Genomic DNA, 19542 nt, shown 5'->3' with positions numbered 1-19542 from the left:
TGAGCCAGGCGATTACGGCGGCCGTCGCCGCCGCTGTGAAGCCCCCAGGAGCGTCGTGACGACCACCCGCAGCCACGACGGCGCCCACTGATGCATCCGCCACCACGCGAGCTCGTTGGTGTTCCGGCGAGCCATCTCGGCGGCCAGGTGGCCGAACCAACGACGGGCGTGGGAGAGGTCGTACTGCGCGGGCGGCTGCCCCGGACGCTGACGGTAGGCGGCTGGCAGCACCCGGTCGAGCAGGTGGTCCTCGACCTCGACCGGCGTGTTGAACCGGCCCGGTACGAGGAGTTCCTCGAGTTCGGACGGGTCCGGAAAGGTGTCCCGGACGAGCGTGACGGTCAACGGTGACGCCAGGGCCCGGGCCAGCGGGCCGTCCGGTGTCGTTTCGAGCTCCTCGATGAGCCGGCGCCACGGCGGCGGCAGGTCAGCGACCTGCCAGCGCGCGAGGTAGCGGGCGGCCTCGACGGCCGGCACAGGACGCAGTTCCAGCGCCGCCGCGCCGCGCAGGTGTCGACCGCGGACCGCCTCGGTGTACCGCTCGCTCCGGCTGAACAGCATCAGCCGGAGGTCGGCCTGATCGTCGAGCGCCTCCAGCGCGGCCGCCCGGTACTGCGGCGCCATCTCGTCGAACCCGTCGAGGAACAGCGCGATGCGATTGTCACCGATCAACCGCGCGGCGACGTCGGGGCCGTACTTGGCGTCGCGCAGAAACCGGAAGTCACCACTGATCCGCCGGGCCAGCCAGCCGTGCAGCGACTCGCGATGCGGATCCCAGGTCTGCGGCGTGAACAGGACCGGAACCGGTACCCGTGCGCGGGTGTCGGCATCGAGGGCCCGGCGATGCCTGAGGGCTTCGAGCAGGATGAGGATCGCCGCCGCCGACTTGCCGGAACCGGGAGCGCCGAGCACGACCGTCCGGCCGGAGCCCAGACCGGCGTAGACGGCGAACAGCTGCGCCAGCCCACCGGCCTGTACCGCCTCGGCGGTGAGTCGCACGGTCCCGGGCAGCTGTTCGAGCCGGTCGATGCCCAACCCGTCGCCCACACCGACCACCTCATTGATCCGCCCCGTCACGGGCCGGGTCGACCAGGCCCAGCGCACCGGGATCGGGTCGCGCAGGCGTCGATCGATCACCGCCGGCTCCCACTGCCGCCGCACCGCCTCGGCGAGATCGTCTCCCGCTCCGGCCAGCGCCGCCGCCAGATCCAGTTCCGCCCAGGACCGGCGCCGCCACAGCTGGACCGCGATGGCGGTGATCAATGGCGTGACCACCGCGGTCGCGATCGACACGACAACGCCGACGACCTCGGCATTCGCGTGGGAGAGCAACACAGCCAGTACCGCCGTGCCGATGAGGAACAACACCAGGACCGTGAGCCCCACCACCGGCCACGGTCGCAAACGCTGTGTACCCGACACGCTACGAACGTCCGCTATGCCGCTGACCGCGCGTCTTGACCGGCGTCGAGGATCCCAACCCCGGCGATAGGACGGCACGCCGGTTACGCACTGTGACAGCAGAACCGGAGAGATCCGGCCGACTGTCACCCGTCAACTGAAGCTGATGTGTAACGGGTCAAGTGGAACACGCCATGCCAGACCAGACCAAGCCAGACCAGGACAGATCAGGCATGCCAGACCAGGCACCTCGGTTGGGCGGCTGGCTCGTACATCGACACTGCCATTGGAGGTAATCCAGACCTATAAATCTGGGGTAGTGCGGATGGAGCCCGACGTATACAATGATCACTATGTGTAGATGCCACCTGCATAGGTCATGACGGCTGCTCGTGTCATGGGAAGCGCTCGAAGCGTTTGACCAGGCTGCCTGAACTCGTTGACGCCCTTCCGAACGGACACAACAGCCCATGCCTGCGGCAACGGTCAACCTGTGCGTGTGCATGAGAGCGTTAATCGAGAGAAGGTGAGAAGTGAGGTTGGCAATGCGGAATTCGCTGCGCCGTATCGCCGCGGGACTGCTGGCGAGCATCGCGGTCACAGGAGCCTTGGTCGTCTCATCCGTCGCACCGGCAAGCGCCGACTTCTACGGGGACTGGCATTATCTGCGAAATGAAGAGACAGGGTATTGCCTGGCAACCGACTGGAGCACCCAAGTCTACAGTTGGGGCGGCTGCAACGACGCCAACCAGCAGTGGCGGGCAATTCAGATCTATCCGAATGATCCCTGGTATGGCACATATGTGCTGCAGAACAAGGTGACCGGACGCTGCCTGCAGCAGGTGGACTACGAACATGTGGTCACTGCCCCTTGCAGCGGTGTGTCTGTCTCGTTCCGCTGGTACGGAACCCCAGGAGACCTCTATTCCGGTGGTTGGCCCTTTAACCTCAAAAGCTTCAATACCGGGGGCTGGCTGTCAACGGATTTCAACGGAACCGTGTTGCTGTACAATGGAATGAATGCTGATAACCGCCAGACTTGGTACTGGTACTAGGGCGCGCTAGCTGGGTATTGACCCGGTATTGACCCCACGCGGGCATGACAGGTTCGGATTATCAAGGCAGAAACGGTTCATGCCCGCGTGTGCGGAGAGTGTCATCGGCTATCTTCGATTTTGTGAATGTACAGCAGGGTTGCGGCAAGGTCATCGAGGGCGAGGTAGTCGACCCAGGCTTCATCGGCCCACCGAGACGCGTCCAACACATCGCCGCCGACGATGGCCCCGATTCTGGCGGTCATTATCGGCGGCGTATTGGCGGTCTGCCTCGGCGCACCATTCGCCTTCATCGCTGTGCCGATCATCCGTGTCACGGTCGCGGTCAGCCGGGGCAGCGACTCACCGCAAGGAGCGTTGCTCTCCTACGTCCTGACGTTCGAGCCGCCGGCCGAATCCAAACGACTCGACGCCGAGCGGTGCATCGTCGGCTCATACCGCAAGACCATGCTCAAACAACGCGCCAACTACATCGGGGCGATCGAAGCCACCAACGCACAGCCAGAGCCGGGACCTCAGCGAGCCACCCCTCGACCTCGGGACCGAATCGATCGACCAACCGCGCGCCCACGTCTTCCGCGTCCACCACCGCAGTGTGCCGAGCCGCCGACATTCACGCTATTCGGCAGTTCCGGGCCTCGGCCTCGCTTTCGATGGGGTGCGGCCCGATCTCGTGCCGACAGTGCAATGACTCCGCGCCCGGCCGGCACGGGCACGTCGGCCAGGGCCTGCGCAACCGTTCCAGCGAGTCGTAGTGCGGCAACCGGAGCGCCTTGCCAACCAAGGGCAAGCAGTGACGATGAAGTACATGCCGGGCCGCTTGGCGTGGGGCTCAGCGCGACCCCTTCAGCCGTCGTAGTCGGCGATGCCCGCCAATCGGCTTCGGACGTCCACGTCGACCACCACCGTAGTATCGCGCGCCGCGCCTCGTTGCCGAATCCAGCCATTGAGCCCCGTCCAAGGCCTTGCCATGTTCCGGGCGTCTCGCGACAAGGCAATGTCGATCCACGAGCGCACTACTTCCGGCACCAACGAGCACTGCTGCCGTGGTCCGTCGCCGAACCTGCCGCCACGAAGCATGACGACCTCCGTATCGGCGGTCGCGCGAAACCTGCGGCAGATCCGGATGCCAAGATCCCGGCCGGATTCGGCCCGGGGCGGGCAGGGCGATTGCGTAGTCCGGTGACGGCCTCTTGAGCTGGGGTTCTACGTGGCGGGACAGGTTGCCGTCAGTGAGGCCGAGCGTCTCCTGCAGGAAGCCGAACTGGACCCGCTTGCCTTCCGCCAGGACGACCAGGATCCCCAGCCTCGTGCGCTGGTGGACCGTGTCGTCCAGGTCCTGGCTGACGTGCGTCACGACGCCTTCGATCCCCTGACGCGGAGCGCGAAGTAGACACCGGCCGCCAGCAGCACCGCGCCGGCGACGAGGTTGTTGACATAGAGGGCGTTGTCGGGGTGCACACCCACGCGCACCACGAGGTTTGCCATGTCGTATAGGTTGGCGGTCAACGCCACAGCGAAGAATGAAGTTCCACCCCCAGGATCGGACACCGGGGTTTCATGCCGCGAGGGCGATGGCCTGACGGTAGCAGACGCGGGCCTCGTACGGGGTGCGATGGTTGAGTGTCGAATGTAGACGGTTGCGGTTGTAGTAGGCAAGGTACGCGAACACGGCTCGGCGTGCCTCGGCCCGGGTGGCCCAGACTCGGGTGCCTATCTCGGCTTTCAGGGTCGCGAAGAACGACTCGGCGACGGCGTTGTCGTAGCACGATCCGACGCGGCCCATCGACCCTCTCATGTGGAGCGTCTTGAGCGTGGTGCGGAACTCGGCCGAGGTGTACTGAGCCGCGGTCGGAGTGGAAGATGGCCTGTGGCTTGACCAGACCGCGCCGGTGGGCCAGCTCGACCGCGTCGCACACGAGGTCGGCGCGCGTGTGCTCGGCCATCGCGTAGCCGACGACTTCGCGGTTGAACAGGTCGATGGTGGTGGCCAGGTAGAGCCAGCCTTCCTGGGTAGGCAGGTAGGTGATGTCGCCGACGAGCCGGTGCCCGGGCGCCGGCGAGGTGAAGTCACGTCCGATCAGGTCCGGTGCAGGCGCGGCGGTGCTGTCCTGCCTGGTCAGCGTTCGCCGCCGGCGGCGGGTGATGCCGACGATGTGGCGTTCCCGCATGATGCGTTCGACCCGTTTGCGGTTGACCCGGCGGCCGCGCCGGCGCAGCTCGTCCGTCACACGCGGCGAGCCGTAGGAACCCTTGTGCTCGCCGTGGATGGCGCGGATCTCGGCAGCGAGGTCGTCCTCGGCCTCAGCACGCTCCTGACGGGCGGGCTGGGCGGCGACTCACTCGTAGTAGCCCTGCCGACGACCGACCGCCAGAACACGGCACACCCGCGTGACGCCGTAGGTGGCGTGGTGTTCGGAGATGAACCGGTAGCGGTGGATCAACGACCCATCTCCTTGGCAAAATACTGGGCCGCCTTACGGAGAATCTCCTTCTCCAACTCCAGCTCCGCGACCTTCTTCCGCAACCGGCGCAGTTCCTCCCGCTCGTCCACGCTGACCTGCCCGTCGCGCTCAGCGCTGCCCTCGGCCCGATCGGACTGCTCGGTCCGCTTGGAGGCGTTCACCCAGTTGCGCAGGGTCTCGTGGTTCACGCCGAGCTCTCGGCCGATCTCACGAATCGTCCGGCCGGCGACGAGCGGACCAGCTCGACCGCGTCCCGGCGGAACTCCTCAGGGTACTTCGATGGACGTGGCACCAGGACATCCTTCCCCAGACCAACTGTCTGGTTTCAGGGTGTCCGGTCCGAGGGTGGAGCTTCACGAAGGTGCTGCTCCGCGAGATCGGGCCGGATCTGGGCAGCACCCCGGCCTACGGCTACTTCTGGATGCGGCGGAGCGAAGGGCTCCAGGCCGTCTGGAGGCGGGCGGGGTGAACTCTCTCTCCCCCCGGTTGCGCGAGCGGTCGGCGGAGCCGTGACGGCCCTCGTGCGCCACGACCGCGGTCAGGATGCGTTGTCGTCACCGTCCTCCCTGCAGGGGAGCGGGACGGGGTTGATGTCGTTGCCGAGGTCGACGATGGCACGCATCAGGTAGGCGCCGAGGCGGCGGAGAAGGTCCACGCCGGCCACTAGTCGTGCGCGACCACGCATGGTCCGGCCTGCCCGCCGCGGGTGGTGGCGAGGAGGATACGCCGAACAGATGCGCCGATCGGCGGTGTCGTCGTGGCTGCCTGGGTAGCGTGGGCCTGGGGATGCGACGGTCCCGCGCAGGGCTCGTCGAGAATCACGCACACATCGTGCATTGCAATCATGTGCACGGTCGTCATGGCCGCACATCTGGGCGGCCAGCGGCACTCGTCGGTGCCGTCGACCAGCCCGTGCGTGATCGTCATCGCCCCGGGAACGCAGTCCGCTTGCGACCAAGCGACGGAGGCAACGATGAGCACGGCAAGCCTGAATGTCCGCTTCGAGGAGATCACGCGAGGGATCGCCGGCATCCTGCCCGTCGAGCGGATCCCGCTGGACTCACCCTACGAGATCTCGAACGAGACGTACGCGGCGCTCCGCAGCGTCCTGCACGACGTGGGTGGACAACCCGCGCTGCCGGAGCCGTACAAGGAGAAGGGCGAAGAAGCCTGGGAGATGAACACCTATGTCACCTGCGAGTGCCTGGCGTGGGGTGGTGCGTGGAACGCAGAGATCAGGCGCAGGGCGGAGAACGACCTTGGAGCAACGCTCTACTTCGGTCTGCCGTACTACGCGCGGTGGATCACAGTCGCCGCCAAGACCCTCATCGACAAGGGGCTGATCACGCCCGACGAACTGTCCTCGAAGATCGACGAGGTACGGGCGCGCATGAAGGAGAAGTCATGACACAGCGACGGTTCTCGATCGGGGATCGGGTGACGGTGCGGGACGCCACCAGCCTGTTCCACACCAGGACACAGCGGTTCGCCAGGGGGCGGACCGGTGTCGTCACCGAATACCGGCCCGAGTGGGTCATTCCGGAGGATGAGGCCTGGGGCCGTGACGAGGACGGCCGCCACGAGCCCTTCTACGTCGTGCGCTTCCGGCAGACCGACCTCTGGCCCGACTACACCGGCTTCGACGTCGACACGTTGGAGACCGAGTGCTCCGAACGCTGGCTCGAACCCGAGAAGGTGGCCACGAAGTGACTCATACCGAACACGAGCACATTGAGGGACCTGCCGAGGTCAGTGAGTTCGAGGTGCTGGAGCGCGCGGTGCGTGAGCTCGCCATCGAACACGGCCTGTTCTCCGCCGAGGACCACCGGCGTTTCGCCGAATGGGCCGAGGCGCGCACGCCGGCCAAGGGCTCCCAGCTGGTGGCCAAGGCGTGGCTCGATCCCGCCTTCAAGCAGCAGCTGCTCAGCGACGGCACCGAGGCGAGCAAGGCGGTGGGCGTCGACTGGCTCGACCCGACCGGGAAGGGCACGCCCAGCGACTACACGTACTTCTATGTCCTGGAGAACACGCCGAAGGTCCACAACGTGATTGTCTGCACGCTGTGCTCCTGCTACCCGCGTCCCGTCCTCGGGATGTCACCGGACTGGTACCGGACGCCGAACTATCGGCGGCGGCTGGTGCGCCGGCCGCGTGAGGTGCTGGCCGAGTTCGGGCTCCACCTGCCGCCGGACGTCGAGGTGCGGGTGCACGACTCGAACCAGAAGTCCCGGTTCATGGTGATGCCCATGCGCCCGGAAGGCACCGAGGGGTGGTCCGAGGAGCAGCTCGCGTCGATCGTGACAAGGGACACGATGATCGGTGTCGCCCTGCCGAACCCTGAGTGGACCGCCGCGAACCCGCCGAACGAGAAGATCGGTGGACGTCGATGACCGGGGCGACAGCGGGCCATCCTCTGATTGACATCATGAGCACCCAGGCTCGCCGCCAGGATCGCAGCTTGCCCGAGCTGGACCGCATGCCGGACCCGTGGGAGTCGAGCATGCAGGCGACCTGCGAATGCCTGTCGTGGCGCGGCGCCCTCGACAACCTCGAACGCCGGCATACCGAGGACCGGCTGGGCGAGACCGTGTACGTCGACTATCCCGTGCAGGCCCGATCCGCGCTCGTGGTCGCCCATCTGCTGATCGAGCAGGGCATCCTGGACGAGCAGGAGCTGCGATCGAAGATGGCGCAGGTCCGCGCCAGGCTTGAGGATGTCTGACCTCGTCGGCTGGCCCGCCCGATGGGCCGCCTGAGCCGCCGGCGGCGTCCAGCGCACATGCCGGCGACTCTCCGCATTGCATGCTGGCACCGAGTGCCGGCCTGCGGGCAGGCGATCGCCGGCAAGGGCGGTGCCGGCAAGGGCGGTGGCGCAGCGGGTACCGACGGGCGAGGCGGGCGGTCAGACCATGGGCGCGGTGGCGGCGGTGTGGCGGTTCCTCGTCGGGCCCCCGTTGCGGGCACGGCAGCTGGCCAAGCAGCAGATCACGCCGGTCGAGGGGCTTCCTGCCCTCTCCCTGGACGCGCTGACGTCGGTGGCGTACGGGCCGGAGGCGATCCTTGTCGTGCTCGCGCCGGCCGGGCTCGTCGCGCTGCAGCTGGTCTTGCCGATCTCGGTCGCGATCGTCGTGCTGCTGGCCATCCTGGTGTTCTCCTACCGCCAGGTCATCGAGGCCTATCCGGGTGGCGGCGGCACGTACGCGGTGTGCCGGGCGAACTTCCCGCCCAGCGTCGGCGTGCTGGCCGCCGCGGCGCTCGTCGTGGACTACACGCTGACGGTCGCGGTCTCGATCGCCGCCGGGGTGGGGTCGCTGACGTCGGCCTTCCCGGGTCTGACCCCGGCCACGGTCCCGATCTGCCTGGCCATCCTCGCGCTGGTCACGGCGCTCAACCTGCGCGGCCTGGGCGACACGGCCCGGGCGTTCCTGCTGCCCACCATGGCGTTCATCGCCGGGTTGCTGGTCGTGATCGGCATCGGCCTGATCCACCCGCTGGCGCTGCACACACCGCGCCAGGGGCAGCCGCTCGCGCCCACCGAGGGGCTGGAGGCCGTGGGTGTCCTGCTGGTGCTGAAGGCGTTCTCGGCGGGGTGCAGCGCGCTGACCGGGGTGGAGGCGATCGCCAACGGCGTGCCGTTGTTCAAACAGCCTCGGGTGGCCCGGGCCAAGCGGACCGAACTGCTGCTCGGCGGCATCCTCGGCGCGATGCTGCTGGGCCTGGCCGTGCTCGCGGACCGCTGGCACCTCGGCCCCCGGTCCGGTGAGACCATCCTGAGCCAGGTCATCGCCCTCGCCGTCGGCAGGAACTGGGCGTACTACGTGATGGCCGTGACCATCACCGTAGTGCTCATGCTGGCCGCCAACACCTCGTTCGGCGGACTGCCGGTGCTGACCAGCCGGCTGGCCCACGACAACTACCTGCCGCACCTGTTCTCGCTGCGCGACGAGCGGCAGGTGTTCGCCGTCGGCATCTGGACGCTGGCCGGCCTGGCCGGGGTGCTGCTCGTCGCGGTGCGCGGGCAGACCATCAGGCTGATCCCGCTGTACGCCGTCCGGGGTGTTCACCACGACCGGGGTGGCCACCGTGGCGTTCCTGGTCACCAAGTTAACCGTCGGCGCGTGGGTGGTCGTGCTGGTCGTGCGGATCGAGGAGGCGACGGCGGTCACCGTCGCTGGGCCGAGGCGCTGAGCCGGTGGGTGCGACGGGCGGTCCGGCCGCCGCGGACTCCCGCGTGGAGTTCAGGTTCCCGGTGCTGGCATTGGCGGTGGCCACGGGTATCGCGGGTCTCATGGACGCGTTGGCCGTGACCCGGTACGGCGTCTTCGTAGCCAACCAGTCCGGCAATCTCGTCCATGTGGGCATGGGCCTGGCCGGCCGCGACCCGTTGTGGCTCGCTTCGGCGTGTTCGATCGGCGCGTTCGGACTCGGCGCGGGGGTCGCCTTCGGGGTGCGCCGCACCTGCGATCCCGGTCACCGGCCGGATCCTGCTGTTGCTGGGTTCTGCCTGGCGCTCGCCGCCCTGCTGCTGTGGGCGGTCGTGGGCGCCGCGCTCGACCGGGGAGCGCCGGGCCTGGACCGGCGGGCCGTGCTCGCCGCCGCCGGGGCGTTCTTCATGGGCTGCCTGGGAGGGCTGTTCGCCCGGACCGCGGGGATCGCCACCACGATCACGTACCAGTCCGGGACCGTCACGAAGATCGGAACCCGCGTCGTCGCCTGGATCACCGGCCGTGGCGAGGCTCGCCGGAAGGCGTCGCAGGGCGTGCTGCTGGGGCTGCTCGGCATCGGCGGCTACGTCAGCGGAAGCTTCGTCGGCGCGCTGGTCGGAATCGGTCCGATGCTGACCTTCGCCCTCGCCGCGGCGGTGCTCGTCGCGCTCATGCTGACGCTGCGGTCGTTGCGTCGCCGGCGATGAGCGACGCGGCCGGCCTGCCCCCGGTGTTACGGACCACCGGGCCGAACGCATCGAGGATCGTGCTCCGCGACAACCGGGTGTGCCGGTCGGGTACCCCGGCGAGATCCCTTCTGCGGCGTTTGCAACCTGGATCGCGGGGGAGTGCGTGATCCGAAACCGGGGGCCGACACCTGACCGGCCGCCTTCAGATCTTACGGAGGTTCACAGTGTCCCAGACCGCAGCCCTGCCGACACCCGTCCACCCGTCGCTACCGGCGGCGATCCCGCTGCGCCAGCTACTGCCCTGGGCGGTCTTCGGCCTGCTCCTGGCCGTCCTGGCGGTCTACTTCGTCGGCGCCGAACAGGGCGCCACTTCGATCTTCTCCGGCACGTTCGTGCACGAGTTCACGCACGACGGCAGGCACCTGCTGTCCTTCCCCTGCCACTGACGGGCCGAAGACATGACCGCAGGTAAACTCCTGATACGCGGCATGCTCGTCGGGGTGATGGCCGCCGCATTGGCCTTCGCCTTCGCAAGCACGGTCGGGGAACCTCAAATCGACGGTGCGATCGCGTTCGAGAACGCCCACGCACCCGCACACGTCCACACCGACACGACGGGGCCGGAGCACGCCGACGTGGCGGAGCCGGAGCCGGTCAGCCGCACCGTGCAATCCACCATCGGCCTGGGTGTCGCCCTGCTCCTCTACGGCACCGCCATCGGCGGTGTCTTCGCCATGATGTTCGCCTTCTGCCACGGACGCGTCGGCACGCTTCAGCCGCGCGCTACGGCGTTGCTGGTCGGCGGTCTCGGGTTCATCGCGACGTTCCTGGTCCCGTTCGTGAAGTACCCGGCCAATCCGCCCGCGGTCGGCGAACCGGACACCATCGGACGGCGTACCGCCCTGTATTTCATCATGATGGGCGTGAGCCTGCTGGCCGCGGTCGGCTCGGTGCTGGTCGCCCGCAGCCTCGCTCCCCGGCTCGGCAACTGGAACGCGGTGCTGGTCGCCGCGGGCGCGTATGTTGCCGTCGTCGCGCTCGCCGGACTGCTGCTGCCGGCCGTCAACGAGATCCCTGCCGACTTCCCGGCGACCCTGCTGTGGCGCTTCCGGCTGGCCTCGGCCGGTGTCCAGCTCGTGCTGTGGGGAGCCCTCGGCCTGCTGTTCGGTGCCCTGACCAACCGCGCCGAACAACAGCGCGCGGTACGTCAGGCGATGCCCGACGGGCTTGCACGAACGGCAACGTAGGCGCCGAATCGGCCGATTCAATTTCGTGCCCGACCGGGGGGGGTACGCGGGAGACCTGGGCGGGTCAAGGGGAGCGGGGCGACTCATGGAAGGGGCGCTCCGGGTACCTTGGACCCGTCCTGGGGTTTTTCCACCGGGGTTTTCAGGGTTCGGTTGCGACGTGTCGGGTCCGGTCGACCCACATCTGCTGGATCTCGCCGAGTGTCTTGCCTTTGGTTTCCGGCAGGAGTTTCCACACGAACACAAAGGACACCACGCACATCCCGGCGAACACACCGAAGGTGCCGGACTCGCCGATCCAGCTGGTGAGGCTGAGAAAGAACTGCGTCACCAGCCAGGCCGCTGCCCAGTTGGCCGCGGTTGCCGCGGAGACCCCGAGGCCGCGGATCGTGCTCGGATATAGATCTCGTTGATCACGGTCCACACCACGGGGCCGAGCGAGAATGCGTAGCTGGCGATGAAGACCACCATCGCGAACCACACGAGGTAGCGACCCGCCGTTGCAGTATTAGTTGGGTTGGAGAATGCGTTGTCGGAGCAGGTCGAATTTGGCCCGGCGATACATCTGTCTCTTCAGCATCTTTAAAGTTACTTGGAATCACGCGGTGGACTGAACCCCTGGTCAAAGGCGTTGCCAGGCGGTGGTGCCGCGGTTGAAGCCTCTGATGATCCTCGAGGAGAAGTGGCCAGTCCTGGTCCGCCACGAGCGGGCGGCCGAGTGGCTTCGGGTGTGGACCGATCTGGGGCGTGCGGCTCGGACTATCGACGCGTATGCCCGGGGCTTGGCCGAGTTCCTCGAGGTGTGCGAGGGCGCTGGCGTTGATCCGGTCCGGGCGTCGCGGGCGGATGTGGCGGTGTTCGTTCGGACGTTGACGTCGCGGCCGAGTCGGCACGGCGCGAACGTGGTGTCGATCGACTCGGGTTCGGGGTTGTCGAACGCGACGTTGCAGCAGCGGCTGGTGCCGGTGCGGCTCTTCTTCGACTATCTGATCGAGGAGGGTGTGCGCGAGTCGAACCCGGTCGGGCGGGGCCGCTATACCCCTGGTCGCCGGTTCGGTGGGCAGCAGCGCGGTCTGGTGCCGAGGCTGACGAAGCTGCCATGGATCCCGTCCGAGGCCGAGTGGCTGGCGTTGCTGACGGTGTTCCGCGGCGAGTCGGCGCGGAATCGGTTGATGCTCGCGTTGGCGTATGACGCAGCGTTGCGGCGGGAGGAGCTGTGTTCACTGCGGACCGACGATCTCGATCCGGGACGGCGGATGCTGCGGGTGCGGGCGGAGACGACGAAGAACCGCCTCGAACGCGCGGTGCCGTACTCGGCGCCGACCGGGGTGTTGCTGGCGGATTATCTGCGGCACCGGGCGACGTTGAGCCGTGCCCGGGGCCCGTTGCTGTTGTCGGAGTCGCGGCGCAACACGGCGCAGCCGGTGACGTTGTGGACCTGGTCGAAGGTGGTGCGGCGGGTCGCGTCGGCGGCAGGGTTGCCGCGGTTCTCGACGCATACCACCCGGCATCTGTGTCTGACGGATCTGGCCCGGATGGGCTGGGAGATTCACGCGATCGCCGCGTTCGCCGGCCACCGGCATACCGATTCCACGCTGCAATACATTCATCTGTCCGGCCGGGACCTGGCCGACAAGCTCACCGCCGGGATGCAGCACATCCACGCCTGGCGCATCGAAATGCTCGCCGGCACGGCCAGCACGGGTTCAAGCTGATGAGCGCGGCGATGTCGCAGCCGTCGCCGACGGGACCGGGCCGGTGGCTTCCGTCGGTGACCCGTCCGCGGTTGCGGGTGGTCGTGCGGGCCGAGGAATCCGCCGCCATCGGCGAGCTCGGGTTGGTCACGCTGCGCCGGCTCAAGACCGGCGATCCGGCCGCGCCGGGCTGGCCGGTCATCGCTCGGCTGGTGCGGCCGTTGGACGCGGTCAACGCCGGGTTGGACTCCCCGCCGACCCCGCACCGGCGCCGCGCCATGCTGGATGTGGTCGCCTTGCTGCTGACGCGTTGCGCGCAGCCCGATGCCGGCAGCTACTGGGACTGGACCGCCGAGCAGTGGGAGGCCATGCTGGGCCGCACCGTGGCCGAGTTCCGCGCCGCCGCGCCGGCCTGGGTGGGAGACGAGGTCCGCCCCTATCTGGCGGCGCACGCGTTCCTGCTGGGCGGGTTCACCGGATTTCACCGGCTCGGCAGCTTCCAACGGCTGGTCCTGTGCTGGCGGATCTTCGGCCGTGACCGCGTCGACGGTGAACTCGGTCAGCTCCGCCGGGTGCTGGGCGGCTGGGGCTACCAACTCGGCCGGCCCGCCGACCCGCTGCTGCCGCTGACCGTCGCGCAGCTGATGCTGGCCAACCGCAGCCCGCACCTGCAGGACATGACCACCGGCCTGTTCGACCGGGTCCGCGAGCAGCGGCTGCTCGACGGCGTCCGGCTCAACACCGTCCACGCGGTGCAGCGAGCGGTCGCCGAGCTCGGGTTCTGCGCGGCCCCGCCCGGTCGCACCGCCCAGCACGCGAGGGCCACCGGCGGCGCTGAGGCCTGGCAACAGGCCGCGGACCGTTGGTATGACACATCCACGCTCACCCCGCGGGTCCGCGGCAGTGTCCGCGCGAACCTGCTCAAGGCCGGTCGGTGGCTGGCTGCGGAACACCCCGAGGTCGCCGACCCAGCGGCGTGGACGCGGCAGACCTGCGCGACGTGGATCGCCGCGCTGGACCGCATGCGGGTCGGTGACTTCGTCCAGCGCACCGCCGGCCTCGGAGACCGGATGGGCCAGCCGTTGACCGCAGCGACCAAGGCCGGGCAGATCAGCGCAATGCGCAGGTTCTTCGGGGACTGCCAGGAATGGGAATGGCTGCCCCGCCGGTTCGACCCACAACGCGCCCCGGCCGTCCCACGCAGCATCGCTGCCCTGCTCGGCCCGAACCCGCGCGTGATCGCCGACGACATCTGGGCGAAGCTGCTCTGGGCCGGGCTCAACCTGACCGCCGACGACCTGCCGACCACGCAGTCCGGCCCCTACTACCCGTTCGAGCTGGTCCGCGCGGTCACCCTGACCTGGCTGTTCTCCGGCCAACGCAGCGACGAAATCGCCCGGCTGCGCGTCGGCTGCATCCGCTGGCAACACCATGGCAGCCCGATCCCGGGCGACGCCGCCGACGTCCTGGCCAGCGAAGCCGTCTGCCTGCTCGACGTCCCCACCCACAAGACCGGCACCGCGTTCACCAAGCCGGTCGATCCGATCCTCGGCCAGGCCATCGACGCCTGGCAGGCCATCCGACCCGCCCAGCCGCCGTTCACCGATCGCCGCACCGGCGAAAGCGTCAACCTGCTGTTCGCCGCCCGCGCCCGCCGGGTGTCCACCGCCTACATCAACAACACCATCATCCCGATGCTCTGCCGCAAAGGCGGCGTCCCAGCCGCCGACGTGCGCGGCGCGATCACCAGCCACCGGGCCCGATCCACCATCGCCAGCCAGCTCTACAACGCCAAGGAACCGATGACCCTGTTCGAGCTGCAAGCCTGGCTCGGCCACCGGTCCCCGCAATCGACCCAGTACTACACGAAGATCAGCCCCACCACCCTGACCCGCGCCTACCAAGACGCCGGCTACTTCGCCCGCAACGTGCGCACCATCGAAGTCCTCATCGACCGCGACGCCGTCGCCTCCGGCGCCACCACCAACGGCGAACCCTGGCAGCACTACGACCTCGGCCACGGCTACTGCAACTACACGTTCTTCGAACAGTGCCAGCACCGGATGGCCTGCGCCCACTGCGACTTCTACACCCCGAAAACCTCCAGCACGGCTCAGCTACTCGAGGCGAAGACAGGCCTGCAACGCATGCTGATCGGCATCCCGCTCACCGACGACGAACGCGCCGCGGTCGACAACGACCATGCCGCCGTCGACCACCTCCTGCAACGCCTCGCCGACATCGCCACCCCCGCCGGCCCGACGCCGAACCAATTACGCGCCGAGCCTGGCAGACAACTGCCCCTGACCGTGCTGCCACCAACCCCGGCGCCGAACGCACCAGCAGTATTCATCGACAAACTCTGATTCCACAGAATTACTCGGTTGACCTGGCCTTCGACGGCGCCTGAGTTCCAGTGCAGGGTCAGGCCGGCAGTGACGGCAGCGAGGTCGCGTTGCAGGCCGTTGGCGAAGGAGTGCAGTTGCTCCAGGTCGTCGGCGAGTACCGCCGTGATCCATTGCGGCAGCAGGGTTCCGCGCAGCTTGTGCATCATGTCGGCGAAGTCGTGGACGTGGCCGGCGAGTGCGTCGAGCGCGGTGCTGCGCTGTCGGATGGCGTCGAGCTTCTGCTGGTCCTCGGCTTTGAGCTTGGCTGGGTCGCTCATGATCCATTTAGCGACCCGGCGGGGTTTCGGTGGCGTCGGCGCGCTCGGAGCAGCCAGACGCCGGCGGGTGCTGCCCTCGATCGGGCGTAACGGCTGCAGGAACCTGCGCAAGGTTTGCACGCTGCCGCGGAAGCCACGCTCGCGGAGCTCGGCGTGCAGCGTCGCGGTGTCAGTGCAGCCAGCGTTCCACCTTCGGTGCAGGTAGGTCTTGTGCGGGTCGAGGACACTTTCCCGGCGGGTGTTCGCCAGCAGCTCGTCGATGCTGGTCGCGTCGGCGAACCGTCGGACGATCTGCGGGTCCAAGCCGAGCCGGCGCCCGACCTCGCCGCGGGAGACGCCGTCAGTCAGCAGACGCTGCACCTGGGCATAGCGTTCATGCGTGCGGGTGACAAGACGCAGCTCCTTGCCCGGCGGCGCAACGGGCTGTTCGAGCTGGACTCGAGGTCCGGGTTCCGGCGTGGGTGGCGCGACGGCCTCGGCGGACGGGTCGGGCAGGCTGGCACGATGGGCGACGACGACAGCCTCGACGGCCTCGCCGAGGTTGTGCCAGACATGCCACCGATCAGCTACCTGGATCGCGTCCGGCGCACCGGTGCGGGCGCCGTCAGCGTAGGCACCGGCGCGGTCCCGGCAGATGATCTCGGCGCCAGGATGGGCGCGCAGCCACGCGGCGAGGGTGCCGGCCTCCCGGTCGGGCAGCACATCGACCGGCCGGTGCGTCTCCATATCGAGCAGGATCGTTGCATACACCTGTCCCCGGCGCAGAGCAAAGTCATCGACGCCGAGCACGCGAGGCGACGTGGTCAGCGCCCGTTCCGGCTCGCTGCGCAGTAGCCGCAGCAGGGTGCTGCGGGACACGTCCATGGTGAGTCTGGCCGCCAGCCGAACGCCGGCGCGGCCGGCCAGGGCGGCGCTGATGCCGTGCAGCAACTGCTGCAGGGGCTGGCTGCGCTGCCGGCGTCTGACGGTCAGGCCGGGGATCTGCTCGACGAACGTGCCGGTGGGGCAGTTGGCCATGCGGCAGTTGAACCGGCGTACGGCCAGCTGCAGCCAGACGGGGCGCCCGCCGACCGGCGTGTCGGTCAGTCGCCGATGGTGGCGGCTGCGCACCGAGGCGGACACCGTCGCGCAGGCCGGGCACGGCGCGGCGGTCGCGCGGGCCCGGACGAACAGGACGGTGCCCTCAGCGGTGGACTCCATCCGATCCACCACGACGCCGTCCAGGTGCGGCAACACGAACCCGCCAACGATCTGATCATTCACCGCGACATGATCGCGGCTTGCGGATCGTCCGCAAAGCGTTGCTGGTCAACCGCTCTGGCCCGCTGGAACCGCGCACTTGTCCACAATCGACAACATCAAGAGTCCTGGTCCACCACTTGGACGCCGCTGCACTCGACCCACCCCACCACGCTTCCTGTGACAGAACCGAATTACGTGAGCGGCAGACCGCTACAGCTGGGGAATTACGGGCTCTGGCACTCATTCGATGATCGACGGATGGGGATATCAGTGCTGGGCGAGGATGCGTTTGCGTAGTAGGTCGAGGTTGGCGCGGCCGTACATGGCGCGTTTGATGGCTTTGGCTCTGGTGACTGCGCCTTCGACTGCTCCTGAGCTGTGGGGCAGGGTGAGGCCGTTGGTGATGGCCTCCTGGTCGCGGCGCATGCCGATAGCGAGGGACCGCAGCGCGGGAAGGTCGTCGCCCTCGATCGTGGTGAGCCAGTGCTCGAGGTTGCCGCCTTGCCGTCCGGTCATCATGACGGCGAAGGCGCGCACGTAATCGGCGGTGCGGTTGAGTTCGGGGCAGCGGTCCCGGATCTGGCGGAGACAGGCGCGGTCGGCATCCTTGAGCCGGTCAGGTCTGGTCATGATCCATCGGGTGGCGTGGCGAGGCTTGATCGGACGCGGCCCGGGTCGCGGGACGTGTTGGTGGCCGCGGAACTGGTGCAGGAAGCGGCGGACGGTCAGCTTGCCGCCCTGGTAGCCCTGCTCGAGCAGGTCCCGGAACAGGGCCGCGGCGTCGGTCTGGCCGTGGTTCCAGCGTTCGATCAGGTAGGCCTTGAACGGGTCGAGTTTGGTCACCCGGTGCGTTGCCTTGAACAGCAGCTCGTCGAGGCTTTCGGCGCGGGCGAACCGTCTGACCGTTCCCCGTTCCAGGTTGAGCTCCCGGCAGATTGCGCTCAGGGACTTGCCCTGGGCCAGCAGAGTCTGCACCGCGGCGTAGCGTTCCTGGGTTCGGGTGACCAGCGGTCGGTCGCGGCCGTGAACGTCACGGACTCCGTCAGGCGGCGGTGCGGTCTGGACGGGTGCCGGTTCGGTCTGCCTGCCGGTGGTGGGTTCGGGCGGGTGCAGGCAGGCCCGGTGTGCCAGTACCGTCTTCTCGACGGCCTCGCCGAGGTTGGCCCACAGGTGGTAGCGGTCGGCGACCTGGATCGCTTCCGGGGCGCCGGCTCGGGCGCCGATGGCATAGTTGCCGCCGCGGTCGCGGCAGATGACGCGAACGCCCGGATGCTGGCGCAGCCACGCGGCGAAGGTGTCCGCGGTGCGGTCGGGCAGGACGTCGATCGGCCGGTGCGTGGCCATATCGAGCAGGATCGTCGCGTAGTTCTGGCCTTTCTTGATCGCGAAGTCGTCGACGCCAAGCACTTCCGGCGCCTGGACGGGGCGGTCTGGGATGCGGCGGATGACACGCAGTAACGTCATCCGGTTGACCGGGACTTCGAGCGCATCAGTCATCCGCGCGCCCGGCCGTCCGCCCAGCGCCAACGCGACGGTCTCCAGAACGCCGCCAGCGAGGTCGGTTCGGCGCGCATACCGGGAGGCCAGGCCGATCTGCTCGGCGAAGATCTTCCGGTCACAGCTGGCATCGGTGCAGAAGAACCTGCGCACCATCAGCTGGATCAGCACCCGCCGCCCGGCGATCGCCAGATCGGCCAACCGACGCCGATACCGGCTATGCACCCTCACGGATGACCCGCGGCAGCTCGGACACGGTGCCGCCGACGCGACGCAACGCGCCTCCACATGAACGCTGGACTCCGCCAGCACGACCCGGTCCACCACGACGCCATGCAGATGCGGGAACAACGCGCCAACAAGCTCCACAAGGGAACGATCGAACCATCAAGATCTGTCGATCACCGAATGAGTGCCAGAGCCGAATTACGTGAGCGCCGACAACGTCGGTGCTGGCCAGGACGATGCCGGTGTGCTGGTCGGCCGCGGCCAGGACGTGCCGGGCGGTGGTGTCGCGGGTCCTCGAGCCACGCAGGGTCTTTCCGTCCACGGCGAGAGCCTGCCTGCAGCCGGGCGCAGGTGCGGGAATCCTTGCTGCAAGCCAGGTTCCGATCGCTGTGGCGAGCAGTTCGGGATCGACGGCCTGCAGCAGCCGGCGGATCATCGCCTCGGACGGTCGACGGTCCGCTGCGATTCCGAGCAGCACTGCCGTGTCGGTGGGAAGATCCGCGACCCGTTCGGCGATCGCGGTGTAGGAGCGGTAGCCGGCCACCACCGCGCAGACCGCTGCGGTGACGACGACCGCGAGTTGATGACGGATGCCCCGCCGGGCGCGTGGATCCGGCACCCGAGCCAGGGCTGTGGGCAGGCCGCGGGTCAACTCCCGCGGGCAGAGTCCGGCCGGTGCGGCCGACAACGAGGCGATCAGCAATGATGGCGATGCGGGCATGACTCACTTCGGAAGCGATCAACAAGGCGTAGAGAACCTCGATGAGTGCGCCGTGAAGCGCTGTTGGTTCGTGTGGGGTGCAAGGCCCTACCGCCGTTTCGTCGCAGCAAGGCGGTTGAAGCTGGGGGCAGCCTGATCCGGGAGATGCCGGGGAGGGTGGCAAGCGGCCCTGACAACGCCGGGACGTGTCAGTACCACCAGATGGTGCGGGTCCGGCAAGCGAGATGAAGAGGAGTACGCGAGGAACCAGCGTTTTACGCCCCTCAATTCTCTACCGGCTCAAACCTGGAGGATACGGGCCGGGCGCGGTGCGAATCCGTCCGTCGTCGGGCGGGGAACTTCTGGGCTGGTATTCATCGGCTGGCCGGGAGGCCACGAGGAAGGTCTGCGGCGTACTCGTGGCGATGCCGCAGGGGTAAAGCTGGGCTCCTCC

General features: G+C 68.3%; 20 protein-coding genes and 2 pseudogenes. 11 read left to right on the top strand and 11 right to left on the bottom strand.

Going from position 1 to position 19542, the window contains the following annotated elements; all coding sequences use genetic code 11:
- Positions 1 to 12: 12 nt before the first annotated feature.
- Positions 13 to 1386 (bottom strand): NACHT domain-containing protein, encoded by a 1374-nt coding sequence (locus OHA72_RS57490; RefSeq protein ID WP_327004546.1) that lies wholly within the window; start codon positions 1384 to 1386, stop codon positions 13 to 15.
- 560 nt (positions 1387 to 1946) lie between these two features.
- Between OHA72_RS57490 and OHA72_RS57485 the strand changes: the two genes are divergently transcribed.
- Positions 1947 to 2456, top strand: a complete 510-nt coding sequence (locus OHA72_RS57485) for an RICIN domain-containing protein (RefSeq protein WP_327004545.1) — start codon at positions 1947 to 1949, stop codon at positions 2454 to 2456.
- 101 nt (positions 2457 to 2557) lie between these two features.
- On the opposite strand, the gene OHA72_RS57480 is transcribed toward OHA72_RS57485, so the two are convergent.
- The 6 genes and pseudogenes from OHA72_RS57480 to OHA72_RS57460 form a co-directional block, all read right to left on the bottom strand.
- Positions 2558 to 2764, bottom strand: coding sequence for a hypothetical protein (locus OHA72_RS57480; RefSeq protein WP_327004544.1), 207 nt, complete (start codon positions 2762 to 2764; stop codon positions 2558 to 2560).
- Between the two features lie 1045 nt (positions 2765 to 3809).
- Positions 3810 to 3944 (bottom strand): SPW repeat domain-containing protein, encoded by a 135-nt coding sequence (locus OHA72_RS57475; protein WP_327004543.1) that lies wholly within the window; start codon positions 3942 to 3944, stop codon positions 3810 to 3812.
- 70 nt (positions 3945 to 4014) lie between these two features.
- Positions 4015 to 4242 carry an integrase core domain-containing protein gene (locus OHA72_RS65390; RefSeq protein WP_442788447.1) on the bottom strand — a complete coding sequence of 76 codons (228 nt, stop codon included), beginning with the start codon at positions 4240 to 4242 and terminating at the stop codon, positions 4015 to 4017.
- 115 nt (positions 4243 to 4357) lie between these two features.
- Positions 4358 to 4726: pseudogene (locus OHA72_RS65385) on the bottom strand (IS3 family transposase); the annotation flags it as partial.
- A 170-nt stretch (positions 4727 to 4896) separates the two neighbouring features.
- Positions 4897 to 5109: a hypothetical protein gene (locus OHA72_RS57465; protein WP_327004542.1), complete on the bottom strand. Its 213-nt coding sequence runs from the start codon at positions 5107 to 5109 to the stop codon at positions 4897 to 4899.
- Positions 5110 to 5584: 475 nt separating this feature from the next.
- The gene (locus OHA72_RS57460; protein ID WP_327004541.1) at positions 5585 to 5848 is read right to left on the bottom strand and encodes a hypothetical protein; all 264 of its coding nucleotides are present in this window, start codon (positions 5846 to 5848) and stop codon (positions 5585 to 5587) included.
- Between the two features lie 46 nt (positions 5849 to 5894).
- Between OHA72_RS57460 and OHA72_RS57455 the strand changes: the two genes are divergently transcribed.
- From OHA72_RS57455 to OHA72_RS57420, 8 genes are all read left to right on the top strand, one after another.
- Positions 5895 to 6329 (top strand): hypothetical protein, encoded by a 435-nt coding sequence (locus OHA72_RS57455; protein ID WP_327004540.1) that lies wholly within the window; start codon positions 5895 to 5897, stop codon positions 6327 to 6329.
- Entirely contained in the window at positions 6326 to 6631 is a 306-nt protein-coding gene (locus OHA72_RS57450; protein ID WP_327004539.1) for an SH3-like domain-containing protein, read from the top strand. The genes OHA72_RS57455 and OHA72_RS57450 overlap by 4 nt, the downstream gene beginning before the upstream one ends.
- Positions 6628 to 7311: a thiocyanate hydrolase subunit gamma gene (scnC, locus tag OHA72_RS57445; RefSeq protein ID WP_327004538.1), complete on the top strand. Its 684-nt coding sequence runs from the start codon at positions 6628 to 6630 to the stop codon at positions 7309 to 7311. The genes OHA72_RS57450 and scnC overlap by 4 nt, the downstream gene beginning before the upstream one ends.
- A gap of 35 nt (positions 7312 to 7346) precedes the next feature.
- Positions 7347 to 7643 (top strand): hypothetical protein, encoded by a 297-nt coding sequence (locus OHA72_RS57440; protein WP_327004537.1) that lies wholly within the window; start codon positions 7347 to 7349, stop codon positions 7641 to 7643.
- A 187-nt stretch (positions 7644 to 7830) separates the two neighbouring features.
- Complete coding sequence (locus tag OHA72_RS57435; RefSeq protein ID WP_327004536.1) at positions 7831 to 9228, top strand: APC family permease; 1398 nt, start codon at positions 7831 to 7833, stop codon at positions 9226 to 9228.
- The gene (locus OHA72_RS57430) at positions 9210 to 9833 is read left to right on the top strand and encodes a DUF1275 family protein (RefSeq protein WP_327004535.1); all 624 of its coding nucleotides are present in this window, start codon (positions 9210 to 9212) and stop codon (positions 9831 to 9833) included. Before OHA72_RS57435 ends, OHA72_RS57430 begins: the two co-directional genes overlap by 19 nt.
- Before the next feature lie 206 nt (positions 9834 to 10039).
- The gene (locus OHA72_RS57425; protein WP_327004534.1) at positions 10040 to 10261 is read left to right on the top strand and encodes a CbtB domain-containing protein; all 222 of its coding nucleotides are present in this window, start codon (positions 10040 to 10042) and stop codon (positions 10259 to 10261) included.
- A 42-nt stretch (positions 10262 to 10303) separates the two neighbouring features.
- On the top strand, positions 10304 to 11062 hold the full coding sequence (locus OHA72_RS57420) for a CbtA family protein (RefSeq protein ID WP_327004533.1): 759 nt from the start codon (positions 10304 to 10306) through the stop codon (positions 11060 to 11062).
- 142 nt (positions 11063 to 11204) lie between these two features.
- Here OHA72_RS57420 and OHA72_RS57415 read toward each other — a convergent pair whose 3' ends face one another.
- Positions 11205 to 11486 (bottom strand): MFS transporter, encoded by a 282-nt coding sequence (locus OHA72_RS57415; protein ID WP_327004532.1) that lies wholly within the window; start codon positions 11484 to 11486, stop codon positions 11205 to 11207.
- Between the two features lie 241 nt (positions 11487 to 11727).
- On the opposite strand from OHA72_RS57415, the gene OHA72_RS57410 reads away from it, so the two are divergent.
- Entirely contained in the window at positions 11728 to 12777 is a 1050-nt protein-coding gene (locus OHA72_RS57410) for a tyrosine-type recombinase/integrase (RefSeq protein WP_327004531.1), read from the top strand.
- The gene (locus tag OHA72_RS57405) at positions 12777 to 15122 is read left to right on the top strand and encodes a tyrosine-type recombinase/integrase (RefSeq protein ID WP_327004530.1); all 2346 of its coding nucleotides are present in this window, start codon (positions 12777 to 12779) and stop codon (positions 15120 to 15122) included. The genes OHA72_RS57410 and OHA72_RS57405 overlap by 1 nt, the downstream gene beginning before the upstream one ends.
- A gap of 71 nt (positions 15123 to 15193) precedes the next feature.
- On the opposite strand, the pseudogene OHA72_RS57400 reads toward OHA72_RS57405, so the two are convergent.
- The 3 genes and pseudogenes from OHA72_RS57400 to OHA72_RS57390 form a co-directional block, all read right to left on the bottom strand.
- Positions 15194 to 16621 (bottom strand): annotated as a pseudogene (locus tag OHA72_RS57400) (ISL3 family transposase); the annotation flags it as partial.
- Positions 16622 to 16930: 309 nt separating this feature from the next.
- Positions 16931 to 18391: an ISL3 family transposase gene (locus OHA72_RS57395; protein WP_327004529.1), complete on the bottom strand. Its 1461-nt coding sequence runs from the start codon at positions 18389 to 18391 to the stop codon at positions 16931 to 16933.
- A complete protein-coding gene (locus tag OHA72_RS57390) occupies positions 18378 to 19109 on the bottom strand; it encodes a transposase family protein (protein ID WP_327004528.1) in 732 nt (243 codons plus the stop codon). Before OHA72_RS57390 ends, OHA72_RS57395 begins: the two co-directional genes overlap by 14 nt.
- Between the last annotated feature and the right edge of the window lie 433 nt (positions 19110 to 19542).

The sequence above is a fragment of the Dactylosporangium sp. NBC_01737 genome, from assembly GCF_035963215.1.
GTDB lineage: Bacteria > Actinomycetota > Actinomycetes > Mycobacteriales > Micromonosporaceae > Dactylosporangium.
This window is presented reverse-complemented; position numbering and strand designations above follow the sequence as displayed.

Excerpts from the sequence above, each read along its gene's own strand:
- OHA72_RS57485 (WP_327004545.1), top strand. The coding sequence starts at position 1,947 with ATGCGGAATTCGCTGCGCCGTATCGCCGCGGGACTGCTGGCGAGCATC.
- OHA72_RS57480 (WP_327004544.1), bottom strand. The coding sequence starts at position 2,764 with ATGATCGGCACAGCGATGAAGGCGAATGGTGCGCCGAGGCAGACCGCC.
- OHA72_RS57475 (WP_327004543.1), bottom strand. The coding sequence starts at position 3,944 with ATGGCAAACCTCGTGGTGCGCGTGGGTGTGCACCCCGACAACGCCCTC.
- OHA72_RS65390 (WP_442788447.1), bottom strand. The coding sequence starts at position 4,242 with ATGGGCCGCGTCGGATCGTGCTACGACAACGCCGTCGCCGAGTCGTTC.
- OHA72_RS57460 (WP_327004541.1), bottom strand. The coding sequence starts at position 5,848 with ATGACGATCACGCACGGGCTGGTCGACGGCACCGACGAGTGCCGCTGG.
- OHA72_RS57455 (WP_327004540.1), top strand. The coding sequence starts at position 5,895 with ATGAGCACGGCAAGCCTGAATGTCCGCTTCGAGGAGATCACGCGAGGG.
- OHA72_RS57450 (WP_327004539.1), top strand. The coding sequence starts at position 6,326 with ATGACACAGCGACGGTTCTCGATCGGGGATCGGGTGACGGTGCGGGAC.
- OHA72_RS57440 (WP_327004537.1), top strand. The coding sequence starts at position 7,347 with ATGAGCACCCAGGCTCGCCGCCAGGATCGCAGCTTGCCCGAGCTGGAC.
- OHA72_RS57435 (WP_327004536.1), top strand. The coding sequence starts at position 7,831 with ATGGGCGCGGTGGCGGCGGTGTGGCGGTTCCTCGTCGGGCCCCCGTTG.
- OHA72_RS57430 (WP_327004535.1), top strand. The coding sequence starts at position 9,210 with ATGGACGCGTTGGCCGTGACCCGGTACGGCGTCTTCGTAGCCAACCAG.
- OHA72_RS57420 (WP_327004533.1), top strand. The coding sequence starts at position 10,304 with ATGCTCGTCGGGGTGATGGCCGCCGCATTGGCCTTCGCCTTCGCAAGC.
- OHA72_RS57410 (WP_327004531.1), top strand. The coding sequence starts at position 11,728 with ATGATCCTCGAGGAGAAGTGGCCAGTCCTGGTCCGCCACGAGCGGGCG.
- OHA72_RS57405 (WP_327004530.1), top strand. The coding sequence starts at position 12,777 with ATGAGCGCGGCGATGTCGCAGCCGTCGCCGACGGGACCGGGCCGGTGG.
- OHA72_RS57390 (WP_327004528.1), bottom strand. The coding sequence starts at position 19,109 with ATGCCCGCATCGCCATCATTGCTGATCGCCTCGTTGTCGGCCGCACCG.